23 protein-coding genes are annotated in these 23,431 nt (G+C 42.8%); 7 read left to right on the top strand and 16 right to left on the bottom strand.

The window, feature by feature from the left end; genetic code table 11:
* Positions 1–124: 124 nt before the first annotated feature.
* Together R50345_RS16850 and R50345_RS16855 are read right to left on the bottom strand one after the other, a co-directional pair.
* On the bottom strand, positions 125–472 hold the full coding sequence (locus R50345_RS16850) for a four-helix bundle copper-binding protein (protein WP_042128424.1): 348 nt from the start codon (positions 470–472) through the stop codon (positions 125–127).
* Positions 473–566: 94 nt separating this feature from the next.
* On the bottom strand, positions 567–1,592 hold the full coding sequence (locus R50345_RS16855; protein WP_042128426.1) for a CobW family GTP-binding protein: 1,026 nt from the start codon (positions 1,590–1,592) through the stop codon (positions 567–569).
* 172 nt (positions 1,593–1,764) lie between these two features.
* On the opposite strand from R50345_RS16855, the gene R50345_RS16860 reads away from it, so the two are divergent.
* From R50345_RS16860 to R50345_RS16880, 6 genes are all read left to right on the top strand, one after another.
* Entirely contained in the window at positions 1,765–2,277 is a 513-nt protein-coding gene (locus R50345_RS16860) for a MogA/MoaB family molybdenum cofactor biosynthesis protein (RefSeq protein ID WP_081389814.1), read from the top strand.
* A 99-nt stretch (positions 2,278–2,376) separates the two neighbouring features.
* Positions 2,377–2,589 carry a hypothetical protein gene (locus R50345_RS30855; protein ID WP_076118784.1) on the top strand — a complete coding sequence of 71 codons (213 nt, stop codon included), beginning with the start codon at positions 2,377–2,379 and terminating at the stop codon, positions 2,587–2,589.
* A gap of 188 nt (positions 2,590–2,777) precedes the next feature.
* A complete protein-coding gene (locus R50345_RS30355) occupies positions 2,778–3,815 on the top strand; it encodes an ArsR/SmtB family transcription factor (RefSeq protein WP_052414633.1) in 1,038 nt (345 codons plus the stop codon).
* A gap of 25 nt (positions 3,816–3,840) precedes the next feature.
* Positions 3,841–4,638 carry an ABC transporter permease gene (locus R50345_RS16870; protein WP_042128430.1) on the top strand — a complete coding sequence of 266 codons (798 nt, stop codon included), beginning with the start codon at positions 3,841–3,843 and terminating at the stop codon, positions 4,636–4,638.
* Positions 4,639–4,669: 31 nt separating this feature from the next.
* Positions 4,670–5,686 carry an ABC transporter ATP-binding protein gene (locus tag R50345_RS16875; protein ID WP_042132246.1) on the top strand — a complete coding sequence of 339 codons (1,017 nt, stop codon included), beginning with the start codon at positions 4,670–4,672 and terminating at the stop codon, positions 5,684–5,686.
* Complete coding sequence (locus tag R50345_RS16880; protein ID WP_042128432.1) at positions 5,683–6,501, top strand: ABC transporter permease; 819 nt, start codon at positions 5,683–5,685, stop codon at positions 6,499–6,501. Before R50345_RS16875 ends, R50345_RS16880 begins: the two co-directional genes overlap by 4 nt.
* A 161-nt stretch (positions 6,502–6,662) precedes the next feature.
* Here the strand turns inward: R50345_RS16880 and R50345_RS16885 are convergent, their stop codons facing one another.
* The 7 genes from R50345_RS16885 to R50345_RS16910 form a co-directional block, all read right to left on the bottom strand.
* Positions 6,663–7,367, bottom strand: a complete 705-nt coding sequence (locus R50345_RS16885; protein ID WP_042128434.1) for a hypothetical protein — start codon at positions 7,365–7,367, stop codon at positions 6,663–6,665.
* A 77-nt stretch (positions 7,368–7,444) separates the two neighbouring features.
* The gene (locus tag R50345_RS16890) at positions 7,445–9,751 is read right to left on the bottom strand and encodes a thiamine pyrophosphate-dependent enzyme (RefSeq protein WP_042128436.1); all 2,307 of its coding nucleotides are present in this window, start codon (positions 9,749–9,751) and stop codon (positions 7,445–7,447) included.
* Positions 9,752–9,776: 25 nt separating this feature from the next.
* Entirely contained in the window at positions 9,777–10,787 is a 1,011-nt protein-coding gene (locus R50345_RS16895; protein WP_042128438.1) for a 2-oxoacid:acceptor oxidoreductase family protein, read from the bottom strand.
* Between the two features lie 382 nt (positions 10,788–11,169).
* Complete coding sequence (locus R50345_RS16900; RefSeq protein WP_170880276.1) at positions 11,170–11,457, bottom strand: YolD-like family protein; 288 nt, start codon at positions 11,455–11,457, stop codon at positions 11,170–11,172.
* Positions 11,458–11,793: 336 nt separating this feature from the next.
* A complete protein-coding gene (locus R50345_RS31985; RefSeq protein ID WP_212567867.1) occupies positions 11,794–11,916 on the bottom strand; it encodes a YjcZ family sporulation protein in 123 nt (40 codons plus the stop codon).
* Positions 11,917–12,130: 214 nt separating this feature from the next.
* Positions 12,131–13,015: a cation diffusion facilitator family transporter gene (locus R50345_RS16905; RefSeq protein WP_042128442.1), complete on the bottom strand. Its 885-nt coding sequence runs from the start codon at positions 13,013–13,015 to the stop codon at positions 12,131–12,133.
* A 289-nt stretch (positions 13,016–13,304) separates the two neighbouring features.
* Positions 13,305–13,754 carry a hypothetical protein gene (locus tag R50345_RS16910; RefSeq protein ID WP_231573793.1) on the bottom strand — a complete coding sequence of 150 codons (450 nt, stop codon included), beginning with the start codon at positions 13,752–13,754 and terminating at the stop codon, positions 13,305–13,307.
* Positions 13,755–14,443: 689 nt separating this feature from the next.
* Between R50345_RS16910 and R50345_RS16915 the strand changes: the two genes are divergently transcribed.
* On the top strand, positions 14,444–15,787 hold the full coding sequence (locus R50345_RS16915) for an amino acid permease (protein WP_042128446.1): 1,344 nt from the start codon (positions 14,444–14,446) through the stop codon (positions 15,785–15,787).
* A 113-nt stretch (positions 15,788–15,900) separates the two neighbouring features.
* On the opposite strand, the gene R50345_RS16920 is transcribed toward R50345_RS16915, so the two are convergent.
* The 7 genes from R50345_RS16920 to R50345_RS16950 form a co-directional block, all read right to left on the bottom strand.
* Entirely contained in the window at positions 15,901–16,587 is a 687-nt protein-coding gene (locus R50345_RS16920) for a DUF6273 domain-containing protein (RefSeq protein WP_042128447.1), read from the bottom strand.
* Between the two features lie 79 nt (positions 16,588–16,666).
* Complete coding sequence (locus R50345_RS16925; protein WP_081954107.1) at positions 16,667–18,118, bottom strand: nicotinate phosphoribosyltransferase; 1,452 nt, start codon at positions 18,116–18,118, stop codon at positions 16,667–16,669.
* A gap of 52 nt (positions 18,119–18,170) precedes the next feature.
* Complete coding sequence (locus R50345_RS16930) at positions 18,171–18,710, bottom strand: cysteine hydrolase family protein (RefSeq protein WP_042128448.1); 540 nt, start codon at positions 18,708–18,710, stop codon at positions 18,171–18,173.
* Positions 18,711–18,740: 30 nt separating this feature from the next.
* Positions 18,741–19,511 (bottom strand): NUDIX domain-containing protein, encoded by a 771-nt coding sequence (locus tag R50345_RS16935; RefSeq protein ID WP_042128449.1) that lies wholly within the window; start codon positions 19,509–19,511, stop codon positions 18,741–18,743.
* A gap of 165 nt (positions 19,512–19,676) precedes the next feature.
* A complete protein-coding gene (locus R50345_RS16940; protein ID WP_375103133.1) occupies positions 19,677–20,141 on the bottom strand; it encodes a YlbF/YmcA family competence regulator in 465 nt (154 codons plus the stop codon).
* 13 nt (positions 20,142–20,154) lie between these two features.
* The gene (gene miaB / locus R50345_RS16945; protein WP_042128454.1) at positions 20,155–21,741 is read right to left on the bottom strand and encodes a tRNA (N6-isopentenyl adenosine(37)-C2)-methylthiotransferase MiaB; all 1,587 of its coding nucleotides are present in this window, start codon (positions 21,739–21,741) and stop codon (positions 20,155–20,157) included.
* 467 nt (positions 21,742–22,208) lie between these two features.
* Positions 22,209–23,429, bottom strand: coding sequence for a VWA domain-containing protein (locus tag R50345_RS16950; protein ID WP_042128455.1), 1,221 nt, complete (start codon positions 23,427–23,429; stop codon positions 22,209–22,211).
* Positions 23,430–23,431 lie beyond the last annotated feature (2 nt).

Consider the following 23,431-nt stretch of genomic DNA (forward strand, 5'->3'; position numbering starts at 1 on the left):
ATATTTCCTCTTCAAGAAACGAAAATAAATCTAACCTTGTGCTAAAAAGAAAAACAGACCATGCTGTACATCCACAGCAATGGTCTGGTCATTTGCTTATATATAGTTAGTTTGGTATACAATCTTACGCGTATACTTCAACCGCATCGCTAATCAAACGGCATGCCTCAGCACATCTACGGCAGGCATCAATACATTCCTGACAATGTGTATGTATATGCTTGCTGCTTTCATCTGCACAGGCTTCACAAATTTCGGCACACAGACGAAGAATTCCGGCTACAAACGGACTTTGGCGAGTCATCGCTTGTACGGCATAAGAACAAATATCCGCACATTCACGATCTAACCGCATGCTTTCACGCAGAGAAGCAAGATCATATTCTTTTAGGCTTGAGACATAGCTATAATTACAGGCATTCATACTTTCCAAACAAGCGTCAATGCACTCCTGATATTGAATTCGGGTCATAGCCTTAAACCTCCTGTATTTTTATAGGGTATGCGATACTATTAACCTACAAGATTAGGAATGAACCATTACAACTTCTGACAAGGAGATCTGATTATAGGCTTCTCTTAACAGTACTAGGACGAACGAAGTTACGTCCTTCCATCTCCAGAAGCCTAGTGCGCAGCTCGCTAGATGAGAAATGTTCACCGATAAATACCGCTACGTCAGGCACTTCGCCTTGTGGTGTAATTTTCATAAAATCAGCTTCACGATAGGCATATTGGAAAAGAAACCGGCTGGAGGTGTCATTAAAGGTCACAATACCTTTAGCTCGATAAACATCACGCGGCAGTTCCTTAACAAACTGTTCGAATTCCTCACTGTTTACTGGACGTTTAAAATAATGTGTATACGCCATAACATGATCGTGAGTAGCATGTGTGCCACTAGTAGTGTGTTCATCTTCATGACGTGATGAGCTTACACTCGCGTCCTCAGTCTCTTCCAATTGTGCATCTGTAAGAACTCCACCTGCATCACGCAGCAGTTCCTCCGTATCCACCTCACAACGTACAGTTGGCAGAATGGGTGCATAAGCGTTCCATTTCCGCAGTACAGCGTTAACCTCCTCCGCCTCTTCAGCGGTTACACGGTCAATTTTATTTAATAACAAGACAGAAGCGCAGCGAATCTGCTCCTGCATCAAACGATACGTTTGCCCCTGCTGCGCGCGATACAGTTCAAGAAGATGCGCGGCGTCAACGACGGTGATCAAGCTTTTCAGCTCTACTTTTTGATATAACGAAATCTCGGTTACGCCATCCACAATTTCCAGCGGATTCGCGGCGCCTGTTGCCTCAATCACTACGACATCTGGTGACTCCTTCTTGATCAGTGTAGCCAGCTCTGTACTGAGATCACTTCGGATAGAACAGCATATGCATCCACCAAGCAGTTCTGCCATAGGGACAGTTTGCTCAACTAGCAATCCATCCAAATTCACTTCACCCAGCTCATTCATCACTACTGCAGGACGTAAACCCTGATTTTTCCAATGATCTAGTAGACGCTGCAGCAGTGTTGTTTTGCCGCTTCCCAGAAATCCTGACAATATATACACAGGTACGACCTGTTCCATGTTTCATCGCTCCCCAGCAAATTACAGTTATGTGTAGCGAGTGTACTACATGCGCGCGAAGCACGCAAGCGGTACCGAAAATTCCAGGTGCTTTTTGTAAGTCTAAGTCAGCTTGTCTTTATTTCAGCCATACCCTATCATGAAAACATCTCTAATTTAGGAGTTGAGCCATTTGTCATCTGTTGAAGAACATCGGAAAGAAGCGCCACAAACCGTTTCCTGCTATATCATTACTGTCTCGGACACCAGGACTACCGAAACAGATACCGGAGGAGCTTTGATTAAATCTTTGCTCGTAGAAGCCGGGTATGAAGTGATAGGCAGCACCATTACAAAAGACAATTATCAGGATATTCGTGAGCTATTGTATAAATGTGTCGACCATGCCGGAATAGAAACGGTACTCCTGACTGGTGGAACAGGGATTTCTCCACGGGATACGACCTATGAAGCTGTTGCCTCTTTGCTAGATAAAACATTACCAGGCTTCGGTGAGATTTTCCGGATGCTAAGCTTCACAGAGGACATCGGTTCAGCTGCCATTCTTAGTCGAGCCATTGCCGGCACCATGGGAAAGACCGCAATCTTCTCGATGCCTGGCTCTACTGGAGCCGTAAAGCTGGCTATGGAACGGTTAATTATCCCCGAACTTCGCCATGTCATGCGTGAAATTTACAAGCGTTAAGCTAATACCCATTTTTAAATACAATAGACAAACAACCAAGCAGGCTTTTGTTCTGTGCGTATAATACGGTAAGTCCACACACAAAAGGAGCTGAAGGAAATGTCTGATTGTCCAAAATGCCCGGCCCAAACCGTTACTGACCCACCTAAGGTCATTTATCAAGATCACTTCCACCCACAAGTAGTAAATGTGATTCATCCTGTTGAAATCGTTAGACGTCACCATTGTGTACCCGTACCACGTCATTGCTACACCTATTCCGTTAAAGATGTATTTGTTGACAACTCCATGATGCCAAGAGGCGGAAGATAACTCTACTTCACAACACTATTAAAAGTCCCCAATAAGTGAGAGACAGCCCCGTGCTAAATGCAATGGGTCTTCTCTCGCTTTTTTTTGCAGAAAATATTTGACAATATCGACCATTGCCCCTATAATTTTGAACACTTTACGCGAAAGTGGTTTTTGATTAACCAAACGGTTAATCGGAAAGGAACGAGATGAGCTCACTCCCAACATTAAATCGAAAAATTAAAACGATTGTCAGCCCTTTTCACGAATTATTATGCAGTCTGCATGTCTTGTATCAACCGGAGCACCATCCGAAACGATTGCAGTGGGCGCTATCTCTCAAGAAAACAATGCCTATCGCACTCCAACAGGACATCCTGTCCTTAGGAGAGTTGTCTGACGGCTGGATAGCACTCTTAGATCTTCCAGATCAAACAGGTGCCCCCATTTCTTGCAAGCAAGGGATCACTATGCTGTGTAAACTTCCAGATGCGGAATTTGTGTATCTAATGATGAACCAAAAAGTCACATTAAGTACGATTGTGGAAGCCCTGTGTGGTTCGGATAGCAGTAATTCCGGAGCTTTAATCAATGCACCTATGCAGATTTTGATCGAGAATTTAGGCAGTGTACGAAATCTACTGATCGAAACATTAATTACTTATGAACAAGATTATTTTCGTCAGGAATGGGACTATATCCAGCCTTGGATGAATACCACTGCCGCTCATTTTCAAGATTTAGCCAGTCGCACTCCGGAAAAAGCATTACGTACGCTGCACCCTCGCCTCTCAGCTGAGAATGGGACACTAACCGCACAAAAAGCACACACTTATTATTTTCCTTATGAAACTTTGCAGCAGGTGTTTGTGTTTCCTTCTTCATTTATATTCCCACACCTGCTTATTGGCTGGAATGAGGATACTTTATTCTTTCCTCTAGCCGTCGATATTCCAGGTCAAGCGTATAATGACGGTCCGCCAAGCGACCTGCTGCGTCAACTCAAAGCCTTAAGTGATGATACACGAATGCGTATTTTGAAGATTCTGTGGAATGGCCCTCATTGTACGAAACAGCTTGCGCCAGTATTGGGAATCTCTGAGGCTGCAGTATCCAAACAATTAAAGCAGCTTACAGAAGCTGGATTCACCAAGTCTGAGCGTAAGGGAAACTATTTATTCTATTCAGTCCATAAAGAATCCTTTGATAGTCTAATCGTTCTGCAAAGGCAATATCTGGAACAATGATATTTTTGAAAGGAGTAGATTCATTTTGTGGCATACCGCTATCGCAACCCTAAAAAGGAACCAAAAGGCCAATCTTAGAGCCTTTCCCTGGACCTTTACATTCGGACACATCATTGAAGGGGCCTATCTCGTACTAATCTCATATTTTTCATATGTCTATTTAATTAAAGGAGATGTCGATTCTAAATTCGCAATCTATGCTGGCAGTAATGACTATTTAACCTTCGTAATCATTGGTGGTTTACTCAGTATCTTTTCCGTCAGCATGATGATGAATGTATCAAGAGCGCTCATTACCGAATGGAGGGAAGGAACACTAGAGGCACTCCTACTCTCCCCTTCTAGTCGGAGCGGTTATTTTCTAGGGAATGCAGTTCAGCAGTTATATCGGAGTGGGTTCGAGTTGCTGGTGGTCCTCTCATTCGGTCTTCTAGCCGGATTACATTTACCTTCTGTACATGTGTTTTCTATCCTCTTGGCAAGTTTACTATATTTACTATCTTGTTTTGCCATGGCTCTAGTACTAGGAAGCATAATGCTCTATACACGAGACACATTCATTGTGCAAAATACGTTATTTACGATTACCGCTCTGTTATGCGGATTTCAATTTCCAAGGCAGTATTTACCTGAGATATTACAGACTGTAGGTGAAATATTCCCGCTGACCCATGCGCTTCAACTCCTCCGGGGGACGTTGCTTACTGGAGAATTGATCCGACTTCATGATATTTACCCGATTTTATTGTTAAGCATTCTGTACATAACCATTGGACTATGGACGAATCATCGCGTTGAACGGGGCTTATTCGAACGATTCTAGTATGAGAAGGAGTGAAACCAAAGTGATTACTATGAATGAGGTCACTAAAATTTATGAAACGAAGCATAGACAAGGCTGGTTCCGTTCCGAGAAGAGATCCGTCTCTGCAGTAAAATCTCTGTCTCTGAATATTGTCCCTGGAGAAATTGTGGGTCTTCTTGGCCTAAATGGTGCTGGAAAAACCACTACGATCCGCATGCTCTCTACTCTACTTGAACCGACTTCAGGAAATATAGAAGTAGATGGAATGGTCATGACGAAGAATAGACAAGCAATTCAACAAAAAGTAAATATGATTGTTGGCGGGGAACGAATGTTATATTGGCGGCTCACCGGTAGAGAAAATTTACAGTACTTCGGAAAACTATATGGGATGAGCACCTCTCACATCGAACGAGAATCGAATCGTTTACTAGAAGAAGTTGGACTAACTGAAGCGGCTGACCAGCCCGTTGAGCAATATTCTAAAGGGATGAAACAACGTCTGCAAATCGCCAGAGGACTTATTAATGATCCACAATATTTATTCCTTGATGAGCCTACACTCGGTCTAGATGCACCAATCGCTAGGCAGCTTCGCAGTACTGTGAGGAAACTTGCATCTGACAGTGGTAAAGGCATCCTACTCACCAGCCATTATTTGCAGGAGGTCGAAGAGCTGTGTGACCGTGTCTATGTACTAAATCGTGGAGAACTGCTGCTCTGTGACAAGCCGGAACATATTGTCCGTCAAGTTGCTGGTTCACAAACTGCACATTTGGATGTAACGGGTTGGAGTGAATCACTACGTCCCAAGCTTTTGAAGCATCTAAGAACGCTTGTACACCCTGCAGAGCTTATCAAAGCTGAAGCTGAATCTGAAGGAGTAATAGCTCTACGTTCAGATGAGCCACATCGAATCTCAGTAATGACCCCCTCCGCAGATCGCATGATTACTGAACTATTACCTTGGACTAATGAGCACGGCTTAAGCATTACTGGATTCGCTACTGAGAAGCCTACATTGGAAGATGCTATCATCCTTCTTTCGGAAGGAAGGGTCTCATGAACTTAAGCAGTTTATGGCTAACTCTTAGCGCCGAGGTCACGAAGCAGCATCAAAACCGAGTTAAGGGGCATGCAGTATTTTTTTCACTCCTTCTCTGGCCGGCGCTTACCTTTCTGACCTCCTACTTTACGATGCAGCCCTTTAGAAACGGAGCAGGCTCCACGCTCTCCAGGGTAATTCCAGATGGGCGAATTCCGTTATTTCTGCTTAGTGGTTATCTCGTCTTCCAATTATATTGGACGGTTGTTCAGGCAGCCTGGCTATTCGAACAGGAACGCAAAGGCGGCACATTGGAGATGATATTCTTAACGCCTGCTTCCAAAATGGCATTTCTGTACGGGCGTTCCTTATACTCTCTTTTTCACGGTATATGGATGTTTGCAGCCTTCTCCTGCCTAACCTTCCTTTTTATAACGGATGTATCATCTATTCATTGGGGGGTCTTACTGCCTATATTAGCATTGATTATGATTTCTGCGGTCATTTGGGGAGCTTTTCTCTGTGCGATATCGCTATTTTCACGAGATTCGGGTCTGTTATATTACATCTTTCAAGCGCCTATGGAGTTGTTCGGCGGGGTTCGGATTCCTCCAGCGGTATTTCCAATATGGGCGACCGGTTTATCACTTCTCTTTCCGGTTACCTATAGCCTAGTTCTCGTGCGGGGAGCTTTGTACGATAATATAGGGTTCACCTGGTGGTTGGCTCTAGGAGCATTAATTGTGGGTAGTGTAGGGCTTGTTATTTGTACCCGCTATCTTTTGCTTAGGGCAGAACAACATGCTAGGGTTAAAGGAAACTGGAATTTGTTCTAACCTATCAAGTGACAGGAGAGTATGGATTATTCCAATCTCACAGCCTTTTTTGTTGTTTTCCATGCTAATAACTAAGTGCTCTGGAGTCCGATAACCACTTTGTACGCGCAAATACCCATTCATTAGACGTAATTTAGTGAAAAACCTCCATTTTTAAATGATCAAGGGATTTGTGGGTTATTTGTTTTCAACCGATCAAACTCAAAAATCTTCCGTAAATAGTAAGGACTAGTCGTATTCTCTCTTTCAAAAACACCCATGTATCCAACCTCATTAAAAACAACATATTCAAGAGTAACCAATGGATCGGGACGATTAATTTGCCAATAATAATTTAATTCTAAAGGAGCTTTATACCATAACCAATCTAAATCTTTAAGAGCTACATTTCTATGCTGGAGAACCCATATACTGAAGGCTACATGAGGGTCGTCTACAGGAATTTCTGAGTTTGGATTTTTATCTTTTAAATGATTTGCTGACGTCGAGAGTACATCATTAATATCTGATTCGACGGAAAATTGTGAGACGGATTTAATCTTATTAAATTGCTCAGTATATTTATTAGCCTTCGTTAGCTCATGGATTTCATTCAAACTAATCTTAGGGCCATAAAAAATAACACAAACACTAATCAAACCAAATAGTAGTGCTTTTGAGTAAAGAAATGTTTTCTTTTTATTCATAACAATCAATCCAATGATAAAACCAACAGGAATCAGTAACCCAAATAAATTGACGTAGAACTCACAAAGTAAAAACGCCCCTATTATGATCATCCAGTCTTTTAGCTTCAATGTCTTTCGCTGATCAACATAAGACAATAGTAATGAAACAAAAAAGCATATCCATAGAATCCAGCTCAATAGAATCATCCCTCCCTACTACCATTATATACAAATAACCCGGCAGACGAATCTGCCGGGTTATTTATCATTATCTCTTACAAATCAGGATGCTCATGTTTTGCTTTCAGACGATTCCAGCGACGCTCCACTTCTGCCTCAAAGCTGCGTAAAGCTGGTTCATTCTCAGGCTTCAGTAAATGACGGGTTTTACCCATTGTCTTCAACCAAGCTGAGAGCTCAACGCGTTTGCCTTTATCCTCTGGATTGTACGTAATATTCGTAGAACCGTGCTCCACTTCATATAGAGGGAAGAAACAAGATTCAACAGCCAACGAAACGATGTTGGTGCCTTCTTTATCTTCAGACATCCAGTTCAGCGGGCATGCGATCAATATTTTACCGTACACAAGTCCTTCGTTCTGAGCATACCATTGTGCTTTTGCCGCTTTCTTCACAAGATCCTGCGGGTAAGCTTCAGAACCTGTAAAGACATATGGAATGTTAGTAGCTGCCATGATTTGTGCAGTATCCTTATGCTGCGTAACTTTACCTTGCTGATTCTTACCTATGCTGGATGTAGAGGTACGGTGACCCAGTGGTGTGGAATAGGACTGCTGAGCACCTGTGTTCATGTAACCTTCGTTATCGTACTCTACGATAATCATTTTGTGACCGCGTAGTGCAGCCCCAATCGCCGGCCCCATTCCGATGTCCATACCGCCATCACCAGTTACCATTACAAAGGTAAAGTCGTCTTGAAGCCCCAGTCCGTCCAATTCACCACGGCGTTTGCGTTCCCAGAACATTTCTACGACACCGGATAAGGTAGCTGCACCGTTTTGGAACAGGTTATGAATAAAGGTAGATTTATGAGAAGAATATGGATAGCCCGTAGTCGTTACCATCGCACAACCTGTGTGATAAAGCGCTACGATATCCCCTTCAATGCCTTTGAAGAACGTCTCCAGACCTGAGAAAATCCCACAGCCCGGACATGCGCCATGACCTGGTGCCAGCCGCTTAGGTTTCTTCGTCAAGCTCCGCAGTGGGGGTATCCGCACACTTAATTTTCCTGTTGCTTCATCCTGTTTTACCGTAATTAATCCTGACTTCAGCGAATCAAAGTCCATCGGCTTCAATAGACGCTGTGGCGCTTTGTCCGGAGTACCTGGATTGTGACCATAGTAGTCAAACGGAACTTCAACACGGTCTGCAGCAACGGCATCCAAAGCCAATTGGAAGAACGCATGACCATCTTCTGCATAGAAGTCCTTACCGCCCAACCCGTAAATACGGCTAATAACCTTTGTAGTAGTGTTACCGTAGGTGAACAAGGCTGCCTTAATCTCATTTACCATATTACCGCCGTGACCGCCAACCGAATCCGCGCGATCGCCTACAGTGATTGCCTTAACATGCTTCAGCGCTTCAGCCATTTGCTTCTGGGGGAAAGGTCGAATCATATTCGGTGAGATTGCACCTGCTTTGATCCCTTGCAAGCGAAGCTGGTCTACCACATCTTTAATGATCTCTGACGCTGAGTTCATCAAGAACACGGCTACTTCTGCATCTTCCATCCGATACTCTTCGATCATTGGATAGTGGCGTCCGGTCAATTCAGCGAATTCTTTAGCAATTTCTTCGAAGACTTCACCCGCATTGTACATCGCTACCGACTGCTGATAACGGTTGTTGATATAATCAGGTTCGTTCATGTAAGGACCTACGGTAACCGGATTATTGCGGTCCAGTGTATCCGTAAAGCCTGCCGGAGGTTGTGGTCCGACAAATTTGTGAACATCCTCACGGTGAGTAAATGCTTGTACGCGGCGTTTCTGGTGAGAAGTAAAATATCCGTCTGATGCTACCATTACTGGAAGCCTCACTTTGGCGTGCTCAGCTAGCTTTAATGCCATCAGGTTCATATCATAAACAGATTGTGGATCACGGCACATTAGAATCGGCCAGCCCGTATTTAGCGCAAAATACAAATCAGAATGGTCACCGTGAATATTAAGCGGACCGGAAATCGAGCGGCAGATCAAATTCATAACCATAGGCATCCGTGTACCAGCTTGTACCGGCAATTGCTCTAGCATGAACATATAGCCTTGGGCGCTGGTTGCATTAAATACACGTCCACCAGCCGTCGAAGCTCCATAACAGATTCCTGCAGAGCTATGTTCACCATCTGATGGAATGAGCATAATATCATGCTGACCGTTCGCTTTCATCGTATCTAGAAATTGAGCCACTTCTGTCGATGGGGAGATCGGAAAATAACCCATGACATGATAATTTATTTGATGGGCAGCATAAGCCGCCATTTCATTGCCGGATTCATATAGGAATTTCTGCTCTACTTTCTTTGAGCCTACTTCTTTTTCATAATCTATAGCCACGTGTGTTCCACCTTTCCATCGTTAATTAGGCCTCGGTAACGAGATCAAAAATATGCCGGACAGTATGACTTTCTGCATAGCCATCTTCCTCGCGTTCGCCAGACAAAGCCGTTGTAGGACAAGCTTCTACGCATTTTAAACAGCCTTTACAGTATTGATAATCAATGCCTTGCAGGAACATTTGCGGACGCCCCTTCTTATCAGGCTGCTCCTCCCAAACAAAACATAAATCAGGGCATACCGTATCGCACTGTGCACAATGAATACAATCATCTAATTTAAAATGAGGTAATAAACCGGATCTTGAAATGCTGAGATTCTTTAAAAAGCTGCTGCCAGGATTCGTAATGGTACCGCCAATAGGCTGTGTCTCATAACCTAAGGCCGAAATATCGGACCGGACGAACTCAGGCATAACCGCACCTTCAGGCAAAGGGAAATGCATGAAAGTAACTTCATTAAATCCACGTTCGAAAGTAGTTAGTGCAGATTGAACAGCCTGCGGATATTTTTTTCCAAGAGATTTCTCGATAACACCCTTCATAATTTCAGGATCCAAGAAATCACACATCCGGAACAATGCGCCTAACATTGCCATGTTTACACGGTTCTTCTCATCTAATGCGATCGTTGTGGCATCAACAACAGCTATGGTTCCTGCCATCATATTTAAAGAAGCCTTCAAATCTTCCGGTGACTTGGCTGAGTTCACTAGCACTGTGCTATGATCATAAATTCCGCTAGTTACGTTGACGGTCTTTGCCAACGCTTCGTGGAATATACCTACGACATGAGGTCGTTCTACCGGTGAAGTGTCACGAATATGCGTATTCAAATCACAAAAACGGATATGCGCTTTTACCGCTGATCCCTTTTTCTCAGAACCATAGGATGAAAAGCTCACTCCATTCATTCCAGCACCGACAACGCCTGCTTCTGCAAGCATTTTACCAGCTAAGTTCGCGCCTAGCCCTCCAATTGATTCCAGACGAATCTCAAAAAAACCGAGTTCGTTCACTTTTGGTAACTGTACCACCGACATAGCCCCTTTCAGAATGTCATCAGTATAATATCCTTTTGACTTTTTCAACGATTGTATCTTGATTTTGCAAGTTGCGAAGTGACAAATCTTGCATTTTCCATGTGTTACCTAAGCATATTTAGCTACTTATATTTAGCAATAAAATTAAAAATTAAGATGTTAAATTCATCACATTCCACATTTGAAACTATCAATAACCTCTTCCCGTTTATGGTAAAGGAAGTTTTCCTGAGTATCAAAAGAGCCGTTCAGAATTACAGGAAATATTCTAATGAAAAGATTCTCTCCCTTAAAACGGTGGATGGGATATAGTTTCCGGGTTAGGGTAAGTACATTCTTAAATAAGAAAAAGCCTCAGGATTACCCTGAGGCTTTACTATGTAAAAGCTCCTATAACATCAACTATTTCAACCCATTCCCAACCATCATCACTTGTTCTCAATTTAATCTGCTGTAATTTTTGATCTACTCGCATTACAATACCACGTATTTCTTTATCTTTAACTTGGTCAAATAGTGTGAGTGTTATCGGACTATGATCCTCCATTGATTGAGCTAGTACCTGAGATATCTCAGCTAACACTTGAGGATCTAGATTAAGTTCGCTACGAATCTCATTCCGCGAATCAGAAAGAATACACTGTTTATGCTCTGGTATAATCATTCGGCTCCCCTCCCTTAGTCCATTATCTTCGAGTTTTCCAGCCATGAAACTCCCCTATTTCATTGTCCAGTAATCAGTGCTACTGCCGTCCATGCCTCACTGTATCTAATATGTCACTGTCTGGACCCTTTTGAATCACGGGTTCAGCCTTTCCCTACCTTCAACTATAATCGCTGTCTCAGGAGTCTTCCGTGCCGTGTTACTGAGCATATTCAGCCTCCAGAATAAGAACATTCGTTTTCATTATAACCAAACATACGTTCTTAAATCAATGTAAAAAAAATCCGTCAGCAGTTTGGGCTGACGGATTAAACACCTCAGACTTCCGCTAACATCTTATAGCAGGATTGTCTTAGAAATAATTACAAGGAGGATAAACAATACTAAGATTGCACCAGTAGATGTAAAGGCACCTCCGATACCGCCTCCATATCCAACACCAGCAACATTTTCGCTCATTATAATTCCTCCTCTGCATTTGAGTACATCTTAGGATATGCAATCCCCCTATAGCGCTTGGGTAAATGGGTAACTAGATGTCTATCCACCAAAGGATCTAAATCAGACCTTTCATGCACCTCCTCCTTCTAAGGTTGACAGGACGCTTCTATCTCAGTCAACTCGGACGATTCTGGACTATCTCTCTATTGCTCACAAGATTTTCATCACCTACTTAATGCGTCTGTGGTTGATTTTTTAACAGCTCTTCCTCTGGTTCAACATGTATTAACACCTGAGCATGTTTGAAAGCTATTTTAATGGCATGTTCAATTTCATCGCATATTTTATGAGCCGTACTGATATCCATCGAGGAAGGGATGACAAGGTGGAAATCCACATATTCTTCCGGACCAGATCGACGGGTACGAAAATCATGAATTTCGATAAATCTTTCTTTAAATACTTCAATGATACGTAAGATCTCGATTTCCTCTTCATCAGTTAGTCGTGCGTCCAGCAAAGGCGGAAAGGATTCCTTGAGGAGCTTGTAGGCTTCACTCATAATATAACAAGCTAAAATAATTCCGATAATTGGGTCCAATATTGTCCATCCAGTAATGGTGACCAATAATAAACTAGCCGCTACGCCCAAAGATGTGAAAACATCAGTCAGGAGATGCAGGGCATTAGATTTCATTGCAACAGAATGGAGTTCATCTGCCTTCTTCTTAACCTTTCGGGAAACGACATAATTGAGTCCTGCCCCGACCACCATCACAATGATTCCCAAATAGGGAAGCTCGATGTCGGTTGGATTCAATATTTTATGGATGCACTCATAAATAATCCATATCCCTGCTACAAAAATAAGTAAGGTTTCAATCGTCCCTGAAATATTCTCCACCTTGCCGTGCCCATAAGGGTGTGTTTTATCCGCAGAACGGCTCGATATTCGGACCGAAAAGAATGCTATTAACGAGGCTACTAAATCTAAGGTAGAATGGATCGCTTCCGAAATAACTGCCACAGAACCTGTAACAATGCCTACAATGAGTTTTAGAAGAACGACAAATGTGTTGCTAAGTACAGATAGGAAAGCAACTTTCGAACCATTCAAGAGCTTCACAACCTTTTTTCTGATATAAATAATAACTTAGTAGACGGATATCGTGTGGGTCTACAGCAACCTTATTGCAAATCTACAAGATAGTATATCCTGCTTTAAAGTCTTTCCATAGTGCAAGAAAAAAACACTACCATCTACGAAATCTAAATTACGGAGTTCAATGTATAAACAAGAAGAAACCCGTCAGGCAAAAGCCCAGCGGGTTATTTTATGTATGCTTTATTTCAAACTAATTCCTGACGAACGAATCAGGTATGGTCACAGTTTTCATAAGTATAATTTACGGTCTCAAATAATTCATGGTAGTAATCAAAATATGGGTGATTCCAAAAATAGCACAAGGAACGAGGAGAACATAGTTTTTCATCCAAAGTCCGACGAAAAAGAAATACAAAGGCGGCATGCATGCAATTCCTAATATCAGTAACCATGGAGCAACCACCCCATTATAATAGAAAACCCAAGAAATATAATAAGCTGCCAAAAACATTATTGCCAGTCCGATGTAAAGGTTGCTGTTACTTCCTTCGCCTTTGTTTATCAGAACAATCATAAGAATAACCGTCAAGACTCCAAACATTCCTTCTATAATATTCAATATTTTATAGACGGAACTGTTTTCAGTAAGCACATTATTTGCTGGAGGCATTAACATCCAGATTATATTAGGAAGCAGCTGTAATGCGTACAATAAAAGGCCTTTCAACGAAAATTGAAATCCATAACTCATCATAATACCCTCCCAAATTATTAATTGGTTAAGTATATTTCAAGGTGAACAAGCACACCTCCGACACTAGTCTGGTTACTCATTGTATGTTCTCTATCATTCTCCAATACTTTGAATAACTACTCATGACTTCTCATTTTCTCTTCTTTCGATATTTCTGAATCAAATAAAGCAAAACAAATCCTAGTAGCAACAAGCCCAGTATTGTGATCCATAGAATTGCTGGATTCCCCACAGAAAAGTATGTATTTCTGTACTGATAGTTTTCATTATTCATGTGAATAGATTAATTCATTTGGAACATTATGTATATGTATTCTATAGCACACACGTTTCTCTATTAGCAGAAATCGGAGTTGACATAGAAATGATTCATAAACGTTTTGGACATAGCAATGCATTAGTAAAAAGGCTTATTTACACGTGACCATGAAAGGAAGAAAAGAAGCTTCAGAAAAAATCGATTTATTCATGAATGGATTAAATATGGGGTAAAGAGTGTAAAACTTAAAATTTCTTCTTATTTTATAACGAATATTTATCATATTCTACATGTTAAATATCACACTCGAGTGAAAAGTCACCCTTATGCAAAAAAATATGTGTTATTTTTACTTTTCAACTAGTCCGTTTCAGGATAAACTGATGCTTGGTGTAATTTTTCGAAGACAGCTTAGGAGGCATTAATTGTGAAGTCAAACGAAGCATCATTACAGAAGAAATTGCTTCCTCGGCATATCAGCTTTATGGCGATGGGCGGAGTAATCGGTACGGGGATTTTTAAAGGAAGTTCTGAGACCATAAGTATTGCTGGACCTGCGGTTATTCTTACTTATGTTTTAGCAGGTTTGCTACTTTTAGTGGTCATGGGGGCCATAGCGGAAATGGCTACGGTTTACCCGAATAGGAACATGAAGGACTTCATTCGTGAGGCTTTTGGAGAACGGCTCTCCTTTATCGTGGGCTGGTTATATTGCTTCATGTGGTTGACCGTCTGTGTGATTGAAGTGCTGGCAGCAGGCAGCTTCTTGCAATACTGGTTACCAGATGTTCCATTATGGCTGCTTAGTCTTGCAAGTGGAGCTTTGATTATCGGCATCAACATGATGAGTGTAGGTGGTTATGGAGAGACGGAGTTTTGGTTAGCCGGAATCAAAATCGCTATGATCATCATCTTCATTATCTTAGGAAGCTCATTAATTTTCGGACTGTTACCAATGTCTGAGGCTACTCCTTACTTACACAACTTTACGGATTATGGTGGATTTCTCCCAAGAGGCTGGGCCCCCATCTTCTCTGCCCTTCTTGTCGTTATGTTCTCATACGGCGGGTCTGAGTTAATCGGACTTACCCTGACGGAGACACAGGATGCAGAAAAGGTCTTACCTAAGGTTGTTAAAAGCTTCATTCTACGCGTTATTCTGTTCTATACATTACCGATTTTAGTCATCTGTGGCTTAATACCCTGGAATCAACTGAATGAGCATACAAGCCCGTTTGTTCAAGTGTTAGCCGCTACAGGACTTAAGGGTGCCGATCACGTCATGAACTTCATTCTGATTACAGCAGTGCTCTCTGCTGCCAATTCTGGTATCTATGGCGCCACCCGGATGCTACACTCTATGGCATCACAGGGCGAAGCACCACGCAGCTTAGCTAAAACCTCTGCAAAAGGTGTACCGATCAACAGTCTGAAGCTCTGTGCTGTTGTTCTTGTTATTGGATCCATGCTAGCGTACTTCGCGCAAGATGGCCTGTTCCGTTTACTAATGGCTGTTCCAGGCTTTGTGGTTATTCTCGTATGGATCAGCATTTGTATGTCACAACTTAAACTGAGAAAGTCCTATCCGAAAGAACCCACCTTTAAGGTATGGGGATTCCCTTATATAACCGTTCTAACACTTGCTTGTTTAGCGGTAATCGCGGTTTCCTTCCTCTTCGATGCTCAGAACCGTATCAGTATAGGTACGTGTCTGGCAGTCGTGTTGATGCTTACGATTTGGTCGTTCTTAAAATTCAAGAAAAAGAACTAAAATTTTTAACTCGGACTGATTTATCACAAAAAGGTGTATCCCTTCTCTTCACTAATGTGAAGATCAAGGGATACACCTTTTTATTGATGCCACTCTAGGGCAGTTATCCTTAATCATGGAAGATTAATTACTATTGCTGGGCGCACACCGTCACGAGCTACACTTACATTTGCATAGCTGCGAATACTGCAGCCAGGTCCGATAAAAAACGCACGTGAAGGTTTGTTTCCTTGTGTACGCAGCCACCACCAAGAGCAGCCAAACTCCTCGCCGTCTTTGATTATATAGTTCTCTTTATCCGTTTTATCATATACGTATAAGCTGCATCCATCAGATTTTTTCATTTTAGCAAAGTCCGTTCCAACGGCACGTCGCAGCTCTTTACCGTGTATCTCAGAGTATGCTTTTATCTCATCCACACTAAGCAAAAAAACGTTATCCTCTGTATCCGGGGTACCCTCTCCATTGTCTGTACAACAGGTCGTCTTTATTAATTCCTTCTCAGCAGCATTGAATGCGGTGTGATAGAATTCATCATTCAACCACTCTCGTAAATCACAGTCTTGCCACGTAATATCCACGCTATCACGCCATTTAATATCTGCGCTCTTGCCTTGATATCTCTTGCAGTCCAAAATAAATTCACTCAAAACAATCAGTTCGCTTCCAGAGTTATGGAGAACACGCCATTCAATCGGCAGTGCTTTACCGTCCTTTGATTGCGAATACATACCGAACGAAATGATTTCACCAGGCTTAATGTTCCTGTTCGGCGCAAAAGCGAGCTCACCCTTTTCCATTAAGTTCTCCTCCTTTATCACTTCCGAAAAAAACAAAAAAACCGCGTTAACACTGTTGACAGAATTAATCCAGCAAAATCTACTCTATATCCGGTCTAATATGCTCAGCGATTAACTGTTGCTTGCTAGTCCAGACCTTTTCACTCAAATTGACCCGGTACACCTCAGGATTCAGCTTACGTTGATACTCCGGCCAGAATAGATCCTTTTGCTCTCTATGGTAACGGCGAACCTCATTCAAATCCGGTAAAGTATACACTTGAAATCCGTTAACGTATATCGGTTCTAGCATAGGCAATGCCTCGTAACGCTCAACATACTTATGCATGTATGGATGTAACGGATTAAACAGCTTCAATCGTGCACCATTACGCGGAGCTTCCTCATCAGGAAAGCAGATATAATCCGCAAGCGCTTTGCCATTTTTACCGATAATCCGGAATACGTCCTTCTTGCCAGGTGTGGATACTTTTTCAGGGTTGGAGGAAATCTTGATCGTCGGGATCATCTCTCCAGTTGCGGACTCAATTTCCACCAGCTTATAGACCCCACCCAAAGAGGGTTGGTCCGAGGCTGTGATCAATTGTGTACCCACTCCCCAAGTATCAATAGCTGCGCCTTGCAGCTTCAGATCCATGATCGTGTTCTCATCCAAATCATTGGAAGCTACAATCTTCACATAATCCAGGCCAGCATCATCCAGCATCTTCCGTGCTTGACGGGATAGGTAAGCCAAGTCACCGCTATCCAAACGGATACCGACCATCTTCTTACCTTGTGCCTCAAGCTTCTTGGCTGTATTGATTGCATTAGGCACCCCACTACGGAGTGTATCAAAGGTGTCTACCAACAGTGTCACTTCGTCCGGCATCACCTTAGCATAGGCATCAAAAGCCTCCTGTTCGCTGCCAAAGCTCTGAACCCAGGAATGTGCATGTGTTCCCTTGGTCGGAATACTGAACATTTTACCCGCCAGCATGTTAGAAGTAGCATCAAAGCCGCCAATATAGGCCGCTCTAGCCCCCCACACCGCTGCATCGGCTTCTTGCGCACGCCGGGTACCGAACTCCAGCAAGATGTCATTCGGAGCCACCTGCTTAATTCGTGAAGCCTTAGTAGCGATCAACGTCTGGTAGTTCATGAAGTTCAGAATGGCTGTCTCCACCAGCTGAGCCTCCATAATTGTCCCTTCCACACGGATTAATGGCTCATCTGGAAAAATCAAAGCGCCTTCTTTCATCGAATGAACGGTTCCCTGAAAATGAAACTGCAACAGTTCCTCCAAAAAAGCGGGAGCATAGTTCTCTTCTTGCTCAGACAAATAACGGATATCATCTTCGGTAAACCGCAAGCCGCCGATATAACCAACAATACGCTCTAAACCTGCGAACACAGCATAGCCGTTACCGAAAGGTAGCTTACGGAAATAAGCCTCAAATACAGCCTTCCGTTTATGAGTTCCATTCACCCAGTGAGCGTACATCATATTGATCTGATATTTATCCGTATGTAGCGCAAGTTCTCTTCTCAAGTCCTCATCTCCTAATATCTACGCTGATATATGTGTATGTTCTGTTCTAGTATTATGCCTTAACAACGTCTGCTCCTAAACTTCCCCGGAAATGTTCTAATGCCCAAGTATGTCCACCGGGATTAAAGCTGGCTACCGCATCCTCGTGCACTGTAATAGCAAACCCTTTGTTATAGGCATCCACTGCTGTGTGCAGTACACAAATATCTGTGCAGACCCCAATTAAATGAAGTTCAGTAATGCCTCGTTCCCGCAGCTTGATCTCCAGATCTGTTCCACTAAAGGCGCTATAGCGCGTTTTGTCCATCCAATAGATGGATTCGCGATTCTGCTCATATACCGACTTCAAGCTTCCGAACAACTCTCGTCCGTCACTCCCGCGTACATTATGAGGAGGGAATAGCTTGCTCTCCGGATGGTAAGTGTCATTCTCTTCATGCAAATCCACGGCCATAACAACATAATCGCCACTGTGTACAAACGCTGAAGTTAACTGGCTGATCCTAGGCTCGATATCTACGGCTGGCTGACCAACAGGTAGATTTCCATTAACAAAATCATTAGTAAAGTCGATCACTATTAGTGCTCTCATGAGATTAATCCCCTCTCCTGATTTAAGCCACTACGTATAAATGGATAACAAAGGCTCATGATCTGTGAACATATAGAGCTGAGCTGGACGCTGGGAGTATTGATTTGAACTAAGCGCATTTCCCTCTTCGTCTCTTACTTCTTTTAATATACCCTGACGACTACGTGTTGAAGTGATTTTACGGATAAAATTCGGTTCCTTAAATTCCGGCACTACCGTTTGTATCACCTGATAGAGCTCACTAAGGGTAAAATGCCTAGGTAAAAACTGTCTTGCAATCGTAGTTTGCAGCATTTGTTGTTGAATACGCAAATATGCATCCTTGATGATATCATGGTGGTCAAAAGCGAGCTCCAGCTCTTCAAGCGCTTCCTGCAACGTAAATAACCCTACCTCGCCAGCATCATCCGAAGCTTGTCTTTGCTCCAGCATCCATTCCTCCACCAAGGCGAAAAAGGCATGACTGATAATCCAACCGCGAGGGTCGCGACCAGGTGTACTGTAAACGCCCAGATATTCCAAATGACCGCCATCTACACCAGTCTCTTCTTTGAGCTCACGAGTAGCGGCAGCATAAATGGACTCATCCTCCTGACAGAAACCGCCAGGGAGAGCCCACATTCCAGCACATGGCCATTTCTTCCGTCGAATTAACATGACTTTAAGCTCACGTAAGGGAAGTGTCTTTGTGACCGTCTTACGTTCGCGTTTGGTCAGTGTAAACATTACGATGTCAGCCGGAACTCCGTCCGGTGTACGATATTTTTTGGCGTTATAGGTTTGTTCCCCATTTTCGCTCATATTTGCCCCATCCTTTTCCGAAGCTATAATTTTACTGATTCGTATCTTTAAATGTACCAAACCTTAACTTCTAAAATCAACAGCTGGACATAGAAAGATAAGGATTATGTATAGTGTGAAACTTAAGGGGGCGGATCTGCATCCGCCCCCTTAACTGAGTGTGGGTTATCCGCATGTGGTCGGAGGCGCTTCGGTGCCGGCTTCCACATTAATTTTTTCCGAAACAGTATCTCTAATCACGGAAATTACAAGCTGGAGTAGATAATTGATGTCACTCTGGCTCTGCTGAAATTCGTTCACGACTGGAATGCCGTCAATTTCATCCTGCAACACTTCAATTTCACGCTCGATCTTAGCTACCATATCTTTATTATTAAAGCTTTCGAAGGCAACAATCTCCTTCTGCTTTTTCTTAATCGTGGCGATCAGGCTTTGTACCCGCTCGTGGTTCAAGATTTTTTGTTCTGCCTGTTGAAAATGCTTTACCTCTTCACTAGTTGAAATTAATGTAGCAAGTTCTTTAGCTTTGCCCATAATATCCTCGCGTACAATTAAGTCACGGGTATTATAAGTCTTCATTCCATATTTATTCAAACGTTGTTCCTCTGTACTCACAAGCCATCTCCCCATTCGTATGTGATGATTAATGAACAGCTGCAGCTTCTGCCACAATATCCCCTTTAATGTACCATGTTTTGGTATCTGTAATTCTCACTTTTACAAATGTGCCAATAAGCTCCTTCGGACCTTCAAAATGAACCAGCTTGTTCGCACGGGAACGGCCGGAAAGGACTTCAGAGTTATTCTTACTCTCCCCTTCAACCAGCACCTCAACGAATTCACCTAACATACGGTCATTAATAATCCGGCTGTTCTCTTTAATGAGATCATTGAGTCTTTGTAGACGTTCGCTCTTCACCGACATAGGTACATTATCCTCCATAGCAGCTGCAGGAGTACCCTCACGAGGTGAATAAATGAACGTATATGCCATATCATACCCAACCTCGCGCACTAGCGAAAGAGTATCTTCAAATTGCTCATCCGTCTCTCCAGGGAAACCAACGATAATATCGGTACTCAACACTGCATTAGGCACACTTATCTTGATCTTGCGAACTAACTCCAGATAAGCTTCACGAGTATATTTGCGACTCATTTTCTTAAGTACAGCAGTGCTTCCCGATTGAACCGGTAGATGGATATGTTCCACCAGATTGCCGCCTTTGCCTAGTACTTCAATTAATTTATCGTCAAAATCACGCGGATGCGATGTCATAAAGCGAATGCGCGGAATATCAATCAAACGCATGTCATCCATCAGGTCACCGAAGGTGTAATCAATGTCTGTAAAATCCTTACCGTATGCGTTTACGTTCTGCCCCAGTAAAGTGACTTCCTTAAAGCCTTGACGCGCAAGCTCTCTTACTTCAGCAATGACGTCTTCCGGACGGCGACTGCGTTCTTTTCCCCGTGTAAAGGGTACGATACAGTACGTACAGAACTTATCGCAGCCATACATAATATTTACCCAAGCCCGCATACCCTCGCGTTTCTTCGGTAAATTCTCAATAATATCGCCTTCCTTAGACCATACCTCCACCACAAGCTCTTTGCTGAATACAGCTTCTTTAATGAGGTGTGGCAGTCGGTGAATATTATGCGTACCGAAGATCATATCCACGAATCCATGCTTAGACATAATTCGATTGACTACGCCTTCCTCCTGCGACATGCAGCCACACACGCCCAGCAAAAGACCTGGCTTCTCAATCTTCAAATTCTTAAGATGACCAAGCTCTCCAAATACCTTATCCTCGGCGTTCTCGCGAATCGCACAAGTATTTAAGAGAATGATATCCGCATCATTCCGGTCATCGACGCTTTTGTAGCCCATCTGTTCCAAAAGGCCTTTCATCGTTTCCGTGTCATGCTCATTCATTTGGCAGCCGTAAGTCGTTATATGATAATATTTGTCTACTCCGAAATTGTGCATTTCTTCTGGAATCTCGAAATCATAATGCACTTCTATTTCTTCCTTGCCGCGCCGTTTTCCTTCTTTGTAATCAGGCTGACTATTAATTTGTACATTTCTTCCTTTAATCCGGTAAGTAATCTTACCTTCTTCTTCACTAATTACCTTCGCGTCACTAAAATCAAAATATTTCGAATAATCCTTCGAACCCTTGCCGGATTTTAAGTCCGGTGAGTTGTGGTTCCCCTTAGTCATGCTGTTTTCACGTCCTCTATTTAAAATGTAGCTCTTTGATGTTTTAACCCAATATAAAATTATAGCACATCCTGTAACATTACTTCCATCTTAGATGTCAATCCCTATATGCACTGATCTAGGTTTATCAAGCAAAAACGCCTTTGGCCTCCCAAAAGAGGCGGTACCGTTTATGCAAGAAATATAAGGATAATGTAAGCGTGAAGCTTAACTTTCCTATATTTTTGAAAAATCAGGTCTATTTTACCACAGGGAGAGTGCAGAGCATACTCTAAAAGAAAATTTCAAATAGGTCAAGTAATAGCTATCCAATGACTCCCATAAAAAAATACCCTGCCGGCGAGCGACAGGGCCAAATTCTATTGTATAAAGGGGGGTATGATTCTATATACGCCACAAAAGCTGTAATGAAACACAGTTCTTGTCTGAAGAACACTTTTTATGAACTTGTAAAATGATATCTCCAGTTAAATTCCTTTCGTTCCAAGTTTCTTGGCTAATTCAGAAAGATCTTGTCCTTTTAGCGCACCTTCTACTAACTGTGGCAGCAATGCAGGTGTACACGCAAAACAAGGCGTTCCATCGCGAGTCAAGGATCTAGCCACATGCTCATCGTAGAAAGGCTTGCCTTCATCAGATAAAGCGAGTAAACACATCGTTCTGACACCTGATTCCTTCAGATGACGCATACGACGGATTAAACCCGCTTGGTTCCCACCTTCGTACAGATCAGAGATGATAATAAATAAGGTCTTCTTCGGCTGCTCAATAAATTGTTCACAATAAGCAACAGATTTTTGTATATCTGTACCACCGCCTAGCTGAATCCCAAACAACATGTCAACAGGATCATTCGCACATTGCTCAGTCAGATCAACGACCTCTGTATCAAATACAACTACTCGAGTACTTAATGAAGGGATGCTTGCAAAGATCGAACCCACAACTGAAGCCCAAATAATAGATTCTGCCATAGAACCACTCTGATCGATATCCACAATGACTGTCCATTCCTTGCTGCGTCTAGCCCGATCATAATAGTAGAATTTCTCAGGGATAATCTGCCGCCGTTTTGCATCATAATGCTTCAGATTGCGTTTTATCGTCCGTGTCCAATCTATGCCACTAAGTGAAGGCAATGGAGAATGCTGTCTGCGATTCAGTGCACCCGTCACCGCCCGACGAAGGTCCTCCTCCATTCGCTTAACAAGATCATCTACAACTGCCTTCACTAACAGGCGAGCAGTGTCTTTTGTCTTCTCAGGAATCTTTCCTTTAAGGGAGAGGAGTGTACCTACTAACTGTATATCCGGTTTCACTGTTGCAAGAACTTCCGGTTCAAACAATAGCTGCTTCCAGCCCTTCCGTTCCATTGCATCATGTTGAATAACCGAGACGATATCCTCAGGGAAAAAATTGCGAACATCTCCTAACCATTTCGCCAACCGAGGTGCAGATTTACCTGATCCTGCTCCTCTTTGTCCGGAGGCAGCAGTGTTAGCAGTGCCGCTATTTCCAATCTCACTCGTCTCATCATATATAGCGGCCAGCGCCTGATCCATGATGAGTTCATCTTCGGACAGGTGAATACTTGTGTTTCCGCTAGAAACGGTCAACTGTTCTTCTGCGGATTGGCCAAGAATAAGCCGCCAGCGAGCTACAACACTTGAATCTACTGAAGTACTCATCG

This window comes from Paenibacillus sp. FSL R5-0345, assembly GCF_000758585.1.
GTDB lineage: Bacteria > Bacillota > Bacilli > Paenibacillales > Paenibacillaceae > Paenibacillus_AQ.